This is a genomic window from Pseudidiomarina salilacus (assembly GCF_047323925.1).
Lineage (GTDB): Bacteria > Pseudomonadota > Gammaproteobacteria > Enterobacterales > Alteromonadaceae > Pseudidiomarina > Pseudidiomarina salilacus.
The window spans coordinates 650,031-667,583 of sequence record NZ_CP178751.1 but is presented as its reverse complement, the minus strand read 5'-3'; the positions used below and the strand labels follow the sequence as shown (position 1 = coordinate 667,583).

The window sequence follows — 17,553 nt, the reverse complement described above, 5'->3', positions numbered from 1 at the left end:
TTTGTTGAAATAACACTATTGTTACCCTAAGCACGCTCAATTACACCAAGGAAAAAAATTACATGAAGTTGTCTATCTGTGTTCGCGCAGCTCTCGTTGTAAGTATTCTGTCTCTGCCACCGCTGCTGAGTGACGTGGCTTATGCACAGCAATGGGGAAATTCCGAGCAAGCGGCGTTAGTTGTTTCGCAACCGCTTGGTTTCGAGCGAGAACGCGAACAGGTTGAAGCTGTGGCCTATGCGGAAGCTTTACAATCCGTAGACTTGTATCCAGCAGTAGGCGACGAAGTTGTCGCAGTTAACTTTGCCCCTGGGGACGCAGTCGAGGAAGGTCAGGTGTTAGTACAGTTAGACGATAGGCGCCAACAAATCGCCTTGCAACGGGCGAAGTTACAACTGGCTGATGCTGAACGTACGGTGGAACGCTTGCGACAAAGTCGTGCCAACGGAGCGATCGCACAAAGCGAGCTTGATGCGGCTGTGATCGCACGTGACCTGTTAAAAGTTGAAGTTGATGAGGCGCAAACTGAAATTGATGATCGCCGTATTACTGCACCTTTCTCAGGCATCGTAGGCATCACTGATGTTGAGCCTGGCGATCGCATCACTCCACAAACAATGATTGTATCACTTGATCAACGCGATCAGCTTTATGTTGACTTCCAAGCACCGGAAAGTGCGGTGAGTATGTTGGAGCAGGGTGCCCAGTTGTCAGTTTACGCATGGCAACGGTTGCGTGAGCCTTTAGATGCCACAGTTGCGGAAATCGGTTCACGTATCGATCCGCAAAACCGCACCATCCGCGTGCGCGCTTTGATCGATAACGCAGACGATACGTACCGACCTGGTATGAGCTTTCGCGTAGCTTTGAACTTAACCGGCGAAAGTTACCCTGTGGTTCCTGAAGCAGGTCTGATGTGGGGGCCTGAAGGCGCTTACGTGTGGATTGTTGAAGATGATAAAGCACGGCGCGTCGACGTTTCAATAGTGCAACGCATGCCAGGACGCGTGTTGGTGAACGGCGATTTACAACTAGGCGATCGCTTAATTGTTGAGGGAGTGCAAACCCTACGCCAAGGTCAAACCGTGCAAGAGCTTACCGCCGCTGCGACCAATGGGAGCTTTGAATAATGAAATGGGCTCCGCAATTAAATGATTTACCGTCGTTATCGATTCGTCGGCCGGTACTTATTGTCGTAATTAACCTGCTTATTATTATTGCTGGGTTTGCCGCAATTCAAGGCGTTGAGGTTCGGGAATTGCCCGATGTCGATCGTCCGATCATTTCCGTTACTGCAAGTTTTCCAGGTGCCGCCCCAGAAACAGTTGATACTGAAGTCACGAGTCATCTAGAGGGCGCCGTGGCGCGGGTGAGTGGGGTAAAATCCATACGAGCTTCAAGCGAGGAAGGCAGCTCCCGCATCGTTGTTGAATTCCGGCCTGGGGTCGACTTGGACAACGCCGCCAATGAAACCCGCGAATCAGTCAGCCGCATTCAACGACGCTTGCCAGAGGAAGTTGAAAACGTTGCAGTCATAAAGGCAGATAATGATGCCGAGTCAGTGGTCGCATTGGCGATTTCTAGTGACACCCTCGACCTGCCAGATTTGACTGAGCGAGTTGAAACCGACTTAGCGCCAAACTTTTTGAACATCCCGGGTGTTGCAGATGTCCGATTAACTGGTGACCGCCGTTTAGTCATGCGCGTTGTCATCGATCCACTGCGTTTAGCAAGCTACAACCTAACGGTGAGTCAAGTTTCTGCGGTGTTGCGCCAGGCGCCATTCGACGTCCCAGCAGGAAGTCTTAAATCTACCGATCAACAACTGATTGTTCGTGCAGATGCAAGTTCCGTCACAACCGATGATGTAGAAGATATTATTATTGCTGGTAATACGCGCGTTGGGGATGTCGCGACGGTCTATTTTGGCCCTGCAGATGCAAGCAGCATTACCCGTCTCGACGGTCGACAAGTACTTGGTCTGGGGATCATTCGTCAAGCACGTTCCAATACCATTGAAATCTCTGACGAAGTATTGGCCCTCGTTGATGACTTGCAAAAGCAATACCCTGAGCTCGATATCATGGTGACCGATGATGATGCGGAGTTTATTCGTAGTTCGGTAGAAGAGGTCATCACGTCACTAGGTCTCACCATTCTGTTGGTGATTGCGACGCTTTGGGTGTTTATCGGCTCAGGCCGAGCAACGATCGTACCGGCTTTTGCGATTCCAGTCGCATTGATTGGTTCTCTTGCTGTTATTTGGTTACTTGGTTTCTCGGTCAATATCCTTACCTTACTCGCATTGGTGCTTGCTACCGGTCTCATCGTTGATGATGCCATCGTTGTATCTGAAAATATTCAGCGTCGTAGATCAATGGGACTAGGTGCTCGTGCAGCCGCAGTCATTGGTACCCGCGAAGTATTTTTTGCCGTCATAGCAACGACCGCTGTGCTAGTTGCAGTATTCGTGCCGATTGCGTTTATTCCCTCAACAGCGGGGCGTTTGTTCCGTGAATTTGGTGGGGTTCTGGCTGCAGCCGTTATCATCTCATCCTTTGTCGCACTGACCTTAGTACCGGCACTGACCGCTCGGTTACCATTGAAAGAACACAAAGAAACGGCGTTAAGCCGCGTCGGTAATTGGTTCCGTATACGCTATGTTAAAAGCTTACACTGGGTACTGGATCATGCCGTACTCACTTTCGTTGCCTGCTCACTCGTTGCCGGCGGTGCCACCTATTTTTATTTTGGTGTTGATAACGAACTGATGCCGGCAGAAGACCGTGGCCAGATTCGCATCTTTGCGCGTGGTCCAGACGGGGTTGGCTTGAACTTTATGGATCGCCAGGCGCAACGTATGGAAGAGATCTTACTGCCTTACGTTAACGGTGGTGCAGTTGAGAGTATCAATACCCGTGTCGGTCAATGGGATCCCAATTTAGTTTTCATCACCGTACGTCTAAGTGACTGGGAAGAGCGCGATCGTTCGCAGCAAGAAATCATCGATGAGATCAGCGAACCCTTAAGTCGAATTCCAGGCGCTCCGGCACGAGCATTCGGTTCAAATAGCTTGAATCTGCGTGGGCAAGGCGGGGGGCTTGAAGTCGCTTTGACAGGTGACGAGTACACTGAGATCTATGATGCAGCGGTCAAGTTTGGTGCCGATGTGCAAGAGGCGATGCCTGAAGTCGGTTTCCCTCGCATTGGTTATCAGCCGACACAGCCCGAATTGCGCGTGAACATTGATCGTCGTCGTGCAACTGAACTCGGGGTGGCGTTAAGTGATATTTCTTCAACCTTACGAGTCGCTATTAATGGCGATGACATTGTTGACTTGAACATTGGTGACCAAGCTGTGCCCATTATGCTGCAAGCAAATCGCAGTTTGATTCAGTCGCCTAATGATTTGAACAACCTCTACGTAGCGTCAGAAAATGGTTCGCTAGTACCATTATCGAGCGTGGCAACCATTACTGAAGCGGGCGTTGCAGCAGAATTAGAGCGCCGTGCACAACGTCGTGCGATTGAAGTCGATATGCAAATGCCAACCTCGATTCCGATCGAGGAGGTGGTGGAGCGCCTGCGCGAAATCGCCAACGAATCACTGCCTGACAATGTAGGTATGGTGCTGTTAGGTGAAGCTGAGGCCTATGAAGAAACTGAGCGCGAAGTCATGCTCACTTATATTCTGGCCTTTGTTATCGTGCTGTTGGTACTTGCTGCCCAGTTTGAAAGTGTGAATAGTGCAGTCGTGGTCATGGCAACAGTGCCATTTGGTATTGCTGCGGCATTCTTTGCACTATTTATAACCGGAACCTCGATCAATATCTTCTCGCAAATAGGCCTTGTGATGCTTATTGGTCTAATTGCGAAAAACTCAATTTTACTTGTGGAATTCGCTGACCAATTACGCGATCAAGGAAGGTCTGTACGCCAGGCTGTAGAAGAGGCCGCCGACATTCGACTACGTCCAATCATGATGACCTTGGTGTCAACTTTACTGGGTGCGTTGCCGCTGATTTTATCCATGGGAGCGGGTGCCGAAGCACGTAATTCCATTGGTTGGGTGGTATTCGGTGGACTTGCATTCGCGGTACTCTTTACACTTTACTTAACGCCAGTGATTTATCTTGGTCTGGCACGTTTCACCAAACCTCGCGCCGATGAAACGCAGCGCTTGGAGCGGGAAATGGAGAAAGCGGAAGAACTTTAAATGAACAAACCCTGCAATCGGTTCTTTATAGCCATGGCATTCGGCGCTGCAACAGTTGCGGCACCGTTACATGCAGATGTCATCGATAGCTCAACAGCGGGCTTTTCACTCGCATTTACCCGCGGTCTACCCGTTACTGCAGACATTGCGTTCCAGCGTCTGACTGCTGACGTGCATCGTTGGTGGTTGGCTGACCACACCTGGTACGGCAGTAGCACCAATATGTCTATCGATACAAAGCCTAATGGTTGTCTATGTGAAACCAATGGCGAGCAATTTACCGAGCATCTACGCGTGGTGAAGTATGAACCAGGCCAAGCGATTCGATTTACCGGTGGCTTAGGACCCTTGCAAGGTGAAGGCGTGAACGGTGTTATGGACTGGTCGATTACGCCTGATAGCCACGATCCACAACGCAGCGTGTTAACCGTGAAATATCGTGTGGGTGGTTATACGCCCAATGACCTGAGCCAATGGGCAAATGCGGTAGATAATGTACTGCAACAACAAATGGATTCATTCCAAACCTATGTGAGCGATTAACTGTTTAAGCTGGTAGATTGATAGCAATAAAATCGTGCGCTACGTGAAATCTGCGGTAATTCCTTAGGGATTACCGCTATTTTTTTGCCTAGCGCAACTAGGAGTAGGTTGTTTGTTGACGTATCAATGTGAATACCTACTTAGACTTTATCTACTTATTCATATTGCATTTAACATAATATACATTATGCGCAATTATCATTAGATCATTGCAAAGGTGGTTTAGTGCTCGTTTCATTCACGAATTGTTGCAGTTCTCGTTATTGGCGTTCGTGGCATTAGATTCCTGCTCGGTTTAGAATGCTCCTCGTTAATGCATTGTTAACTTCAATAAGGAAGCAAGTATGAAAATGTCAAAACTCGCAACGCTCGTCGGTGCTGGTCTATTGTCTTTGAGCACAGCCCAAGCGTCACTGCTCTATAAAATTAGCGGAAATGAGATGCAGGAACCGTCTTACCTATTCGGTACCATTCATCTGATTTGCGCGGCAGATTTTAAGGTTGCTGAATCAACCCAAACAGCTTTGCAGGAATCTGACCGCGTTATCCTTGAATTGGATATGGATAACGCGCAAGCGATGCAGGCCATGCAAACGAAGTTAATGGACCCGGAAGGCAACAAGATTTCGGCTCATTTGAGTGAAGATCAGCAAACGATGCTGGATTCTTTCTTAATGAATAACTTTGGTGCAGGTCTGGCTGCGTTTGATGGTATGCGCCCTTTTATTCTCAGTACTATGGTAATGACGACGCAGATGGGCTGTGCCCAGCAAATGTCGTTTGAAGGCTATTTCGTGCAGCAAGCAATGGGTCAAGGTAAGACCGTAGATGGTCTTGAAACCGTTGATTTTCAGTTCGGTGTATTTGAACAAATCCCGCATCAGGAACAAGTTCAATGGTTAATGGAATCTTTGGAACAGCCTGACAAAGCTAAAGAAGAGTTTGCGAAGATGCTTGAATTGTATCTCGCGGAAGATTCGCAAGGCTTGTATGACATGATCGCGGGTATGGATGCCTATGCCGAATATACTGAATTACTGCTCGACAACCGTAATCGTGATTGGCAGACCAAGCTACACGCTGAATTGCAGGCGGAAGGCAGTGAATTTATTGCGGTTGGCGCAGGTCACCTTGGTGGCGAAGCTGGAGTAGTCCAACTTCTGCGTGATCTAGGGTATGATGTCGAGCCTATCGCAACATCTGCTGAATAATAAGGATTTACTCTATGCGTGTCACCGCTGATCAGCTTCAACCCCCTGTCGAATCCTGGGCGCAACAACGCCCATCTGCGGTCAAACCTGATCCTTTGGTCGGGCAAACGCGGGCTTTGACGGCGATTGAACAAACCATGCTGATTGGCGGTAGATACGCGCACGGGTTTGTGGTGACCACACCTGGCCTGCGCATTGTTGACGTGTTACAGGAAGTTCAGGCGCGACATCAATGGTTGCATTTCGAACGCTTTGACTGGCTGTATCTCGCCAATCCGGATTCGGCTAGCGAACCGCTTTGTGTCAATGTTCCCGCAGGTCAAGCGCGGACCGCGCTAGAACAGCTCATGGCGTTGTTTCAGACCGACGTTAATGAACGCACGGAGTTGCTCACGCAGTTGCAACAAGACTTCCCTACTGAGCGTTTTCAAGCCTATGTAGCGCGGATAGTTGACAAAACCTTTGAAGATTTGCCGGGCAATGAGTTGGCAACCATTATTGTCGAAACTGAAGCGCAGCAGGATGAATTTGTCTTATGCGATCGGGTCACGGACGCGAGCTTATTCGGCAGCATTCGTTTGCAATCGGTGGCCGGTACAATCACTTCTGAGCTTCATTTAATTCAGCCAGGCGCATTATTAAAAGCAAACGGTGGCGTGTTAGCGATTGATGCAGAAGAATTGCTATCGCAACCGGGGCTATGGCGTAAGTTAAAATATGTACTGCGCACCAGCCTCTTTCACTGGCCACAACCTGGCGAAGCAAATATTGCGGCTTATTATCAACCAGAGCCTGTGCCGATTCATCTGAAAGTTTTGCTACTCGGTGATCGTAATATCTATGCCCAGTTACGTGAGTTGGATCGCGATTTCGATAATCTGTTTCCCTATCTTGCAGACTTCTCGGCGCACTATTCACTAGCACAGCATGAACTTGCGCCCTACTTTGATTACTTGGCTTACGTTGAGCGTGAAGCTGCGACTTTACCAGTCGACGCATCTGCCCTGCCTTATCTACTGAAGTACGCCTCGCGGCTAAGTGATTATCAGACCGAATTAGCACTCGATACCATTGCACTAATGCAGTTTTTGCGCGAAGCCGATGCCTTTGCTAAAAAACAACAACGCACAAGCATCGACGCTGAAGCTATTTTAACGGTCTTGCAGCAGCGGCTGTTTCGCGAAGGCTATATTGCTGAACTCAGCCGTCGCCAAGTCCTCGAAGGTCAGGTTTATATTGCCACTGAAGACGCCGTTGTCGGTCAAGTTAACGGCCTTACCGTAGTGACCATCGGTGGCACAGAGTTTGGTGAAGCCGCACGGATCACCGCAACTGTGCACTATGGCGATGGCGATATCATCGATATCGACCGTAAATCGGAACTGAGCGGTAATATTCACACCAAAGGCGTGATGATTTTATCGGCCTACATTGCCAATGTATTCGCGCGCAGCGAAGAAATGCGCTTGTCGGCGACTATTGTTTTTGAACAGTCTTACTATGAGGTTGATGGCGATAGCGCCTCGCTGGCTGAGCTTTGTTGCTTGTTATCAGCGCTTGCTGAAGCCCCTGTTGCGCAGGGATTGGCGATTACCGGTGCAGTCGATCAATTTGGCCGAGTACAAGCGATTGGCGCAGTGAATGAGAAAATTGAAGGGCATTTTGAGTTATGCCAAGCGCGAGGCCTTAATGGTAAGCAAGGTGTGATTATTCCTCGTGCTAACTTATCGCAACTCAACTTGGAACCACAAATTATTGAGGCAGTGAAAGCGAACAAGTACCACGTTTACGCGATAGACGATGTTGCCGAGGCGCTTGCATTGTTGACTGGTGAGAATCAACAACAGTTGTACGCTCGTATTGAAAAGCGCCTAGCAGAGCTACAACATTGCGAACCGGAAGCTCCGTGGTACAAAAGGATTTGGTAAACATCACTTGTCGGACTTGTTTAGCGTACAAGTGTTCGCTAATCTAGCGAGCACTTGATTCGTCAACGACAAGGTATTTATGACACAAGCAAGTTTTACTCGCCAAGACCTTCTTGACTGTGCAGAAGGCAAAATGTTTGGACCTGGTAATAGCCAACTTCCTGCGCCCAACATGTTGATGATGGACCGTATCGTCACTATTAACGACGATGGCGGTGAGTTTGGCAAAGGCTACATTCATGCCGAGCTTGATATTAATCCAGATCTTTGGTTTTTCGGCTGCCATTTTAAGGGTGATCCAGTGATGCCTGGGTGTTTAGGACTCGATGCAATGTGGCAGCTAACCGGCTTCTTTCTTGCTTGGGCTGGCGGTCCAGGTCGCGGTCGTGCACTAGGTGTAGGTGAAGTCAAATTCACTGGGCAAATTTTGCCAACAGCTAAAAAAGTGACCTATCACATTGATATGAAGCGGGTGATCAAACGTAAATTATTTATGGGCATGGCTGATGGCCGTGTCGAAGTCGATGGTAGAACTATCTACACTGCGAAAGATTTGAAAGTCGGTTTGTTTACCGATACTTCTACGTTCTAGTTCGGAGCCGAATTGAGACAAGAAAAAGCCCGCTTCGTGCGGGCTTTCATTTATGCTGTCAATTTTTTCAACGATAGAGGCCTACACTGCGCGCTTCTTGCGCATCACGCCAACCGCCTAGCCACTGGGAGCGAATTTCCTGATTCTGATATGGACAAAGCTCTTTTGAGCGCCCCGCTACACCTGCTTTAAAACCTTGAGCATGAGCTCGTTCTAAGCGATCGCGTTTCTGTCTTTTCATCATTTACTTCCTCGTCCAGTTGTTCATGTTCTTAACTGTTTTTCTAAGAGCGATTTATTTCACTCTTGTAATAATAGATAGCAACTTCGGACGGGAGTTCAATAGCAAAAAAAAACGCTTTTTCAGCTGGCTTGCTAAGCTACTGAAAAAGCGTCAGATCTATCGTGAGCTTTTCTTAGAACAAGTTTAATAATTAAACTCGAAACCAACGACGCACTGTAATAAGTCCACCGATCAACAACATAGAAATGAGACCAAACAAACCGGTCGCAGCCCCCTCACGTTCGATCCTGTTATCTTCAACTGAGCAAGCATTAAGCTCGCCACCGCTTGGATCCATGATAATGGTTTTGGCGATTTGCAGGTCAAAGGTCTCGCCTTCGTCTCCTGTGCGCGGCTCTTCTTTTACAATGGTCGCAGCAATTTCACCGTTATCATTAATCGCATCGGCGCTGGCGATGAAAAGATTCGCATCACAATCTACAGTATCGTTCAAATTGACAAAGCGCGCGTCCGCTTCACGACTATCGTAAATAAAGCCAACACGTCGGCGTTGTGTTGAAAGCGAAGCTTCGATTTCACCAGAGCCAACGATCACGCCGTCATTGTTGATTTCATTTGGGAAAGTGCTTGAGCCGGTGAAGAATCCAGGCAGCTCAGTCAAAGTATCGGTATCTATGTCATAAATAAAGCCGACATAACGTTGGATACCTTGAATACGTTTGATAAGGAAACCGACGACCTCGTTGTCATCATTGATGTCGTTGGCCGAGCCCCAGACATATTCTGGATCTTCAGTGATCGCCTTCACTTCACCATCGACAAAAATTGCTGGCATTTTGATGCGCCGGCCCACTTCTTCGATACCTTCGTAATAGGTCCAACTTTGACCAACCGCAACACCTTGGTTATTCACTGCGAAGGCATAACTTGAGAAGTCGTTTTCATCTTCTTCACCACGGTCCATTAAAGTACCGTATTGCTGTGAAGAAATGACCTCACCGTTAGCGTCGAGCTGCCATACCGTTGCGGCCATATCGTAAATCGATTGATTGGTACGAATCTGGTTATTGGTATAAAAGTCTTGAAGGTTCTGCGCAATACTGTTTTGCAAGCTATACCAACGTTGCCACATACAAACATACACCGAGCGATTGGTCGTACCTTCATCTACTGCCGTTTGACAGTTTTCCGCAGTTTCAACTGATTGCGGGCTCAAGGCAACACTGACAAAACCAGCAGCGTAATTCGTGTCGCTGATATCCATCATGGCTGTTTCGCCACCAAGGAAGCTTTGCTCAGGAGCCGCGTAAGTTTTGCTGGTGATACCGTTAGACCAAAGCGCTTGACGCGTAAAATCGCGCTGTGCGTAGCTAATCGTGATTTCTTCAGGCTGTTCCTCAGTACCACCGGTGTAGGTAAAGTCTTCGTAGCGATAAGGAGCTGTACCCCAGCCTACACGCACATCGTTGTTATTCAGGCCATAAAAATAATGGTCAGTGCTATCAGCGGTTTCTGGCGTTTGCGGGTCAGTATCATTGAAAAACTCGTTGAAGGTGACATCCTGACCATTAAAAAAACCAGCAAAATTATATGAAATACGCGGATTTTCGAGTAATGGGCTCGAGCCGTCACGCAAGATCCCGACCAGTCGATTGTATTGCACGTAACTTAATTCGTAATTTTCCAGATCTAAGTCTTCATCGTTAGGATCGATTCCAAGCGATGCCAAAGTACTGGGCTGTAAACGGGTTAAATCGATTTCTAAGTCGGTAGGAAACTGTCCTAAAACAACTGCATGACGATTATTATTGAGTGCGGTCGGGAACAAGTGTTCCACTGTCTCTGGTGTTTCAAGTTGCTGATAATCATAGGTATCAGCCTGTGTAGTTGGAATCATCGCTGTTGCAACAGCAACGCCCAACACCCCTAAAGTAAATTGTTTCATACGTGCTTCAACTACTCTCTTTTTGTAAATTTTCGAGTTCTTCCCAACGCTCCAACGCAACCATAAGCTGTTCTTCAATGGTTGCCAAGCGTTCCAAAACAGGCGCGGTTTCTGTGTGCGGGCGCGCATAAAACGCAGCATCTCCCGCTTGTAATTGCAGTTCTTCTAACTCAGCTTCCAGCGCCTCGATGTGTTCTGGCAGTAAATCGAGCTCGCGTTGTAGCTTATAGGATAACTTTTTCTTGGGCGTCGGAGAACCTTTGCTTGCAGGCTTTTCTGACTGCTGTGTCGGTAATTTAGTTCCCGAGCTTTTTTGATGTGCTAAATAGTGCTCAACGTCGTTAAAATCACCGACAATTTCGGTGACCGTGCCTTCACCCTCAAATAATAAAATACTCGTTGCGGTGTTATTCACAAATTCACGATCGTGGCTGACTAAGATAACGGTGCCAGGGTAATCTGCAATAATTTGTTCCAGCAGTTCGAGGGTATCGATATCGAGATCATTGGTTGGCTCATCGAGCACCAATAAATTGCTCGGTTGCAAAAAGAGCTTTGCCAAGAGCGCTCGATTACGCTCACCACCAGATAGCGCATGCACAGGCGTGCGCGCTTGTTGTGGGGCAAACAGGAAATCCTGCAGGTAACTCAAAATATGGCGGGTTCGGCCATTGAAAGTGATGTCTTGTTTGCCGTCACCAACGTTTTCTGCGACTGACTTCTGCGGATCCAGCAAGGCGCGATGTTGATCGAAGTAAGCAACTTCTAGATTAGTACCGAGCTTGATGTGGCCGCTATCAACTGTCTGTTGCCCCAAGATGACGCGAATAAGCGTACTTTTACCGCAGCCATTCGGCCCCACTAAGGCGATGCGATCACCGCGCTGCAGGGTAAGATCAAAGTCACTGAGTATCGACCGCCCATCGAATGCAAGTTGAATTCCCTCACCTTCGAATACCAGCTTGCCTGAACGCTGCCCTTGCTGCAGTGCTAAGCGTGCCGAGCCCTGCTGTTCGCGTCGCTGCTGACGCTCCTTACGTAATTCTTTAAGTGCCCTTACACGACCTTCATTGCGGGTACGACGGGCTTTGATGCCCTGCCGGATCCAAGTTTCTTCTTGTGCGAGCTTTTTATCAAACTCAGCATTTTGATTTGCTTCAACTTCGAGTAGTTCTTGTTTCGCCACCAGGTAATGATCGTAGTCCCCCGGAAACGATGTTAACTGACCGCGATCCAGATCAATAATGCGCGTTGCGAGACGGCGAATAAACATCCGGTCATGGCTGATGAAGAGTACGGCACCATTAAAATCTAATAACACCTGCTCAAGCCAGCGTACCATGTCGATATCAAGGTGGTTCGTCGGTTCATCTAATAGTAGCAAGTCAGGTGCCACCACCAATGCGCGCGCTAATGCCACGCGGCGCAGCCAACCACCAGACAGCGATTGCATCGACAGTTCGGGATCTAAACCCAAGCGCGTGAGGGTTTGTTCAATACGAGTTTGTAGTTGCCAGCCATTGTTGGCCTCTAACTGCGTTTGCAGATTTGCCAGCTGATTCATCAAGCTGTCATCGCTCGGGTTCGCAGTGAGCTGTTGTGAGACCTCATGGTAGCGTTTGAGTACCTTACCGACATCGGCAAGTGCTTCGGCCACGTAGTCATAAACCAGTTGTTCTGAATTAGCCGGTGGATCTTGCGGTAAACGCGCAACGACAGTGTCACCGACGGCTTGTACAACGCCATCGTCTAATTGCAGGTCGCCTGCGATTGCTTTTAACAAGGTAGATTTACCCGCGCCATTGCGGCCGACCAAACACAAACGTTCACCAGCTTCGATCACAAGGTCGACATGGTCAAGAATGGGTTCACGACCAAAAGCTAATTGTGCTTGTTGTATGCGTAATACCGTCATTGCTCAATAAACTCCAGCAAAGTCGTTGGGTCAAATGGCCACCGTAACTCAGCGTCGTCGGTGGCGCGCACTAAAACAGGGATCAGCCAAGCATACTCTTCGAGCAAATCTGCTTGCTGGCTAATATCGACCCAATGCAAACGTAGGGGTTCTTCCAATTGCAAACTGTTGAGCATGTGCAAAGCTTCGTCGCAAAGCGGACAGTTGGGCTTACTCAAAAGATAAAACTCAGTCATGCCAATGGGTCACCTTGAACAAGTGGTGAATACCTTTGTGTCGGGCAAAGTCGGTACTGATAGAACGCTCAGTCCAATTCTCAGCACGTAGGAAAGCTTCGGCAAGCCCTTCTTCATCAAGTTTGAACTTACGTTTATTATTCGAGAACAAAATCACACCGTCATCTTTGAGTAGACGCGCGGCAAGTTTCAGCAACATCACATGGTCACGCTGAATATCAAGCACATCATGCATACGCTTCGAATTCGAGAACGTCGGCGGATCCAAGAAAATCACATCAAACCGTTGTTGCGGACGCTGTTCTTGTAACCATTGCAAGCAGTCAGCTTGCACAAAGGGATGTTGTCGTGGTTGCAGGCCGTTCAATTGGAAATTCTGCTCACCCCACGCCAAATAGGTTTTCGATAAATCCACCGAGGTGACTTGTTTTGCTCCCGCTAATGCGGCGTGAACGGACGCGGTGCAGGTGTAAGCAAACAAATTAAGAATGTTTTTTCCAGCACTCATTGTGGCTAACTGACGGCGCGCCCAACGATGATCTAAAAACAATCCTGTATCCAAGTAATCACTAAGATTGACCAAAAATTGTGCATCATACTCGTGCACAACAGTGGTAATATTGCGCAGCTGTTGGCGCTGGTACTGGCTTTTACCACTTTGCTTCTGACGAACTTTAAGGTGCATATTCGCCGCAGTGAACGGCAGAACTTCAGCTAAAGTATCGAGTAAAAACCACAAGCGCTCTTTGGCCACGGCCGGTGGAATGTCTTTCGGTGCTGCATATTCTTGAATCACGAGGTGATCGTTGTAAACGTCCACTGCTGCGTTGTATTCAGGAAGGTCGGCATCGTACACACGCCAAGCACTAACCCCCTCTTTTGCCGCCCATTTCTCGAGCTTCTGATAATTTTTCTTAAGCCGATTCGCGAGATCGCTTGATTGCTCTTTTGTAAATTCAATTTGCTCTCTATTAAGATCATAAAGGGCCAAAATGACATCTAAAGCGCCGTTGAACAGCTTATATTTTTTATGACTACGCAATTTTAAGCGCTTTAGCAATGACTCATCGCCCGCCAAAATAGCGACTTGCCAGCCGGCAAAACTAGCGCGCAACCGCTGACCAAAACGGCGATAAAGCAACAGTGTCTCGACCTCCTCGCCTAATCGCTCGCCATACGGGGGGTTACACAGTAATAAACCGGTCTGCCCGGCTAATTCCTCTGGTAGAGAAAACTTAGTTGCGTCTTGCGCACGCCACTCACAAACCTCAGCAAAACCAAGTCGTTGCGCATTCTGGTCAGCAATCGCCAGAATCTTCGGATCGTTATCTGCACCAATCATTGTAAGTGAACGTTCCGCCTTTGCAGTCGCTAGGCGTTGTTGAGCCTCAGCAACCAGCGCGTTCCATGCGGCAGCGTCATGCTGTAGCCAAGAGCTAAACCCCCACCGTTCGCGCAAGAGTCCTGGTGCGTGATCGAGTACGATCATCGCCGCTTCCAGCAATAAAGTGCCTGAACCGCAGAACGGATCGACTAACAATTGAGTGGACTCGTCCACTCCTGCACGCATTGCGATAGCAGCTGCAAGTGTTTCACGCACTGGTGCGGCGCCTTGCGCTAAGCGATAGCCACGACGGTGAAGTGCGTCGCCGCTCAAATCAAGGTACCAGGTCAGTAAATTGTGGTGTAAGTGCGCGTGAATGCGAATATCAGGCTCCGCTTTATCGATACTTGGGCGTTCTAAGCCTTGCGCTCGGAAGTGGTCGACAACACCGTCTTTTACCAGTTGTGCACCAAACTGGGTATGCCGAATTTGTTGATTTTGCCCAGTAAAGTCGACGACAAAACTTTCGTTCGCAGTAAAATGCTCATGCCAAGGCGTTGCTGCAATAGCAGCCGTGGTGTTATCTAGTTTAAAGCCAACTTCAGTTTGCCCGAGTTGCAGCAAGATACGACTGGCTAAACGACTCCATAAACAAACGCGATAGGCTTCAGGTAACGATGCTTGAAAACGACAGCCGGCGATGGTTTGTTGTACTTCACTGAGGCCGAGTTGTTGTAGTTCATCAAACAACAAAGGTTCGAGGCCTTTGGCGCAAGTGGCGAAAAGTTGCAGTGCTGCGGTCATTTAGAACGGAATCCTAATTTCGAGTAATAGCATGCATTATACGGTATGCGAACGTGGCTGTATTGTCGGATTTGGGGGAAAAAGCAGCAGTTGGAACGAAAATGGTTAATTTATCAGCGATTGAACAACTTAGTGATTGCTATTCCCCAGAACACTGGTAACATGCGCAGCATCGGACGCGGGGTGGAGCAGTCTGGTAGCTCGTCGGGCTCATAACCCGAAGGTCGTAGGTTCAAATCCTGCCCCCGCAACCAATTACTTGCCAATGATTTTCAGTTTCTTCTGTATATGCCCGCTCGGGCAACGCTGTTAAATAACCTAACAACACATCGCCAAGCATATCTGCGCCACGCGCAACTGTTCGCTCACCGTTCAAATATGGAAAATCTCCACCGCCGTTTGCACGATAATTATTCGTCGCGACATAAAACAGCTGTGTTGCATTAATTGCCTTGCCCTGCCAGCGTAAATTTCGAATGCGTTCACCTACCGGCTGTGAAGGGTCAATCTCATAGTCAAGACCGAAAATAGTGTCGTAATTATAATGCGGAAAATCTTGATTGAGCAGCTGCCAGCAGTCTGCTTGTGTAGCTTCGTCGACTTGCACGAAAGCTTCCGCACTGCGTTCAAGCCAAGCCTTGATTTGCTCACCGTTTAACTCAACTACATCCAGCGTGTTTGGATAGCGGTATAAATCGCCGATAGCTCCGCGCGTCAAAGCACCAGCGGCAACGGTGGTGGCTGTGCCCGCCTCGCTAAAGGCTGCATCAAACGGCGCTGCAGCACTGAGCAAGGGCTTTTCAGGTAAACCACTCGCAGCAATCAGTTGTTGCGCCTGCCACAGTTGTGCGCGCTGGACAAATTGCACTGCAGCACTCGGTTGCCAACGCGCCGTGCGATAACTTAGTGCATGCTTTGTGGTACCAACCGGCTGTTGTATAAAGGTCAGTGTGGCTTGATGCGCTGGTTCCACCAATGCGACTAATTCAGCAGCCGCCTCGCGGTGATGTTGCACAGCACGCGCACTAACTTTGAAGCCTGAGCGCTGCCAACGTTGCTGTTGCCGGTCGTAAGCCAGCTGCAGGTCAATAATGCCCAAATGACTACCGTATAATCCCGGCTGCACCGTTGGAATACCGCGCACCGTCCCCGCCTTGCTGTCGACTTCTGCGAGTTGGTCATAAACTGAGGTACCAGGGAAGACCTCGTGTTGATGCCCCAATAACAGCGCATCTACGCCTTCAATCCCAGCCAATAGCCAACCGGTCTGTTCATCGTCATGCGGATTTGCGGTTTGCTTTGGCATACCCGTATGTGCCGCCAAGATAATAATGTCAGCTTGCTTTGCTTGTGCTTCTCGCACCGCACTTGTTGCGGCATTGACCATTGCCGTTGCCGAAACTTTGCCATGCAGATGATGTTGATCCCATTGGTTGATTTGCGGTGGCAATACGCCAATGACGGCAATTTTTAACCGGATCTTGCTATGCGGTGTGTTGACCTCACGGGTCAGCCAAGCAGTTGATTGAATCTTTTGCTGTAGCTCTGGCGCAGCCGCGCTTTGCCAATTTAGATTAGCGCTAATGACTGGAAATTCCGCAGTACGGTAGGTATGCCATAAGTAATCTAAGCCAAAATTGAATTCGTGATTGCCTAAGTTTGCAACGTCATAATTCAAGGCGTTGAGCACTGCAATGATAGGATGTGTCGCAGTAGCAACTGGGAAGTCTTGTAACGCCCAGTCAGCGAGCGCTGAGCCCTGAATGAGATCGCCGTTTTCAATCAGAACATTTAATGGCTGCTCGGCGCGCGCCGCTTGAATGACTGCGGCTGTGGCTACCAAGCCTTGTTGTTCTTGGTCGGTTCCAGCGAAGTAATCATAACTTAGCAGTTGCCCGTGAACATCACTGGTCTCCATAATCCGCAGGGTCACTTCGATGGGTTCTGAAGTTGATTGATGAGGAGATTTTTCAGACATAGGTGAACAGCTAATCAAGCCCCAGGCAGCGACGGCTGCAAGTAGCAGTTTAGGCGTGACGAAGGTGGTCGTCGTCATAGCGCATTTGCAGATAATGACTTGGTTGTAAGCGATTGCGCAAAACCTTTATCGCATCAAATTGCTGCATAATTTTGACTTCTGATAAGGTCATCGATGAACTCAGTAACATACACTCGGCGAACTCGGCATCAATACTTAAAATCGCAAACACCCCAGTTTCGATGCCGGAATTGAGCTCCACCAACGCGCCCATTTCGAGTTCATAATTCGGCACTTCGATGCAGCTTTGAAAGTACCAGCTTTGGGGCATTTGTGGCCGCCCGAAACGCATTAATATGGTGCGGTTTAAGGCTGCTTGCGTGAGTAACATGGGTTCCCAAAGTTCATAAGCTGAGAGTGCATCGTAAAATTCTTGGTAGTTTGCCGCATCTTCCATGCTAAAAGCTGCATGCGTGGGCTGTAAAGGAATAAGCCGAGAGGTTTTATAGGGACACTTGTGCACTAACCCGTGATCGAGTTCAACGCTGAGCTGTTCATGTTCGGGATCGAAGTTCCAGCGCCAATGTTGCGATGCGTGCACTTTGTTTACCTTCTTA

Annotated in this window: 13 protein-coding genes and 1 tRNA gene; 7 read left to right on the top strand and 7 right to left on the bottom strand. The window is 48.6% G+C overall.

What is annotated here, in order from left to right:
- The first annotated feature begins 62 nt into the window (after positions 1-62).
- The 6 genes from ACJ8W9_RS03145 (at position 63) to fabA (ending at position 8,490) form a co-directional block, all read left to right on the top strand.
- Entirely contained in the window at positions 63-1,130 is a 1,068-nt protein-coding gene (locus ACJ8W9_RS03145) for an efflux RND transporter periplasmic adaptor subunit (RefSeq protein ID WP_411358444.1), read from the top strand.
- Positions 1,130-4,216: an efflux RND transporter permease subunit gene (locus tag ACJ8W9_RS03140; protein WP_411358443.1), complete on the top strand. Its 3,087-nt coding sequence runs from the start codon at positions 1,130-1,132 to the stop codon at positions 4,214-4,216. Before ACJ8W9_RS03145 ends, ACJ8W9_RS03140 begins: the two co-directional genes overlap by 1 nt.
- A complete protein-coding gene (locus ACJ8W9_RS03135) occupies positions 4,217-4,759 on the top strand; it encodes a hypothetical protein (RefSeq protein ID WP_411360350.1) in 543 nt (180 codons plus the stop codon).
- Between the two features lie 344 nt (positions 4,760-5,103).
- Positions 5,104-5,970 (top strand): TraB/GumN family protein, encoded by an 867-nt coding sequence (locus ACJ8W9_RS03130; RefSeq protein ID WP_411360348.1) that lies wholly within the window; start codon positions 5,104-5,106, stop codon positions 5,968-5,970.
- A gap of 14 nt (positions 5,971-5,984) precedes the next feature.
- A complete protein-coding gene (locus tag ACJ8W9_RS03125; RefSeq protein ID WP_411358440.1) occupies positions 5,985-7,898 on the top strand; it encodes an AAA family ATPase in 1,914 nt (637 codons plus the stop codon).
- A 79-nt stretch (positions 7,899-7,977) separates the two neighbouring features.
- The gene (fabA, locus tag ACJ8W9_RS03120; protein WP_411358439.1) at positions 7,978-8,490 is read left to right on the top strand and encodes a 3-hydroxyacyl-[acyl-carrier-protein] dehydratase FabA; all 513 of its coding nucleotides are present in this window, start codon (positions 7,978-7,980) and stop codon (positions 8,488-8,490) included.
- A 67-nt stretch (positions 8,491-8,557) separates the two neighbouring features.
- Here fabA and rmf read toward each other — a convergent pair whose 3' ends face one another.
- From rmf to rlmKL, 5 genes are all read right to left on the bottom strand, one after another.
- Positions 8,558-8,731, bottom strand: a complete 174-nt coding sequence (gene rmf / locus ACJ8W9_RS03115) for a ribosome modulation factor (protein ID WP_034729406.1) — start codon at positions 8,729-8,731, stop codon at positions 8,558-8,560.
- A gap of 193 nt (positions 8,732-8,924) precedes the next feature.
- Complete coding sequence (locus ACJ8W9_RS03110; RefSeq protein ID WP_411358437.1) at positions 8,925-10,679, bottom strand: DUF3466 family protein; 1,755 nt, start codon at positions 10,677-10,679, stop codon at positions 8,925-8,927.
- Positions 10,680-10,686: 7 nt separating this feature from the next.
- Positions 10,687-12,594 (bottom strand): ABC transporter ATP-binding protein, encoded by a 1,908-nt coding sequence (locus ACJ8W9_RS03105; protein WP_411360346.1) that lies wholly within the window; start codon positions 12,592-12,594, stop codon positions 10,687-10,689.
- Positions 12,591-12,830, bottom strand: coding sequence for a glutaredoxin family protein (locus tag ACJ8W9_RS03100; protein WP_411358435.1), 240 nt, complete (start codon positions 12,828-12,830; stop codon positions 12,591-12,593). Before ACJ8W9_RS03100 ends, ACJ8W9_RS03105 begins: the two co-directional genes overlap by 4 nt.
- Entirely contained in the window at positions 12,823-14,958 is a 2,136-nt protein-coding gene (gene rlmKL / locus ACJ8W9_RS03095) for a bifunctional 23S rRNA (guanine(2069)-N(7))-methyltransferase RlmK/23S rRNA (guanine(2445)-N(2))-methyltransferase RlmL (protein ID WP_411360344.1), read from the bottom strand. The genes ACJ8W9_RS03100 and rlmKL overlap by 8 nt, the downstream gene beginning before the upstream one ends.
- Before the next feature lie 177 nt (positions 14,959-15,135).
- Between rlmKL and ACJ8W9_RS03090 the strand changes: the two genes are divergently transcribed.
- Positions 15,136-15,212 (top strand) — tRNA-Met (locus ACJ8W9_RS03090).
- Here ACJ8W9_RS03090 and ACJ8W9_RS03085 read toward each other — a convergent pair.
- Both ACJ8W9_RS03085 and ACJ8W9_RS03080 read right to left on the bottom strand, forming a co-directional pair.
- Positions 15,191-17,014: a 5'-nucleotidase C-terminal domain-containing protein gene (locus tag ACJ8W9_RS03085; RefSeq protein ID WP_411358433.1), complete on the bottom strand. Its 1,824-nt coding sequence runs from the start codon at positions 17,012-17,014 to the stop codon at positions 15,191-15,193. The genes ACJ8W9_RS03090 and ACJ8W9_RS03085 overlap by 22 nt on opposite strands.
- The gene (locus ACJ8W9_RS03080; RefSeq protein ID WP_411358432.1) at positions 16,986-17,537 is read right to left on the bottom strand and encodes a cell division protein ZapC domain-containing protein; all 552 of its coding nucleotides are present in this window, start codon (positions 17,535-17,537) and stop codon (positions 16,986-16,988) included. The genes ACJ8W9_RS03085 and ACJ8W9_RS03080 overlap by 29 nt, the downstream gene beginning before the upstream one ends.
- Between the last annotated feature and the right edge of the window lie 16 nt (positions 17,538-17,553).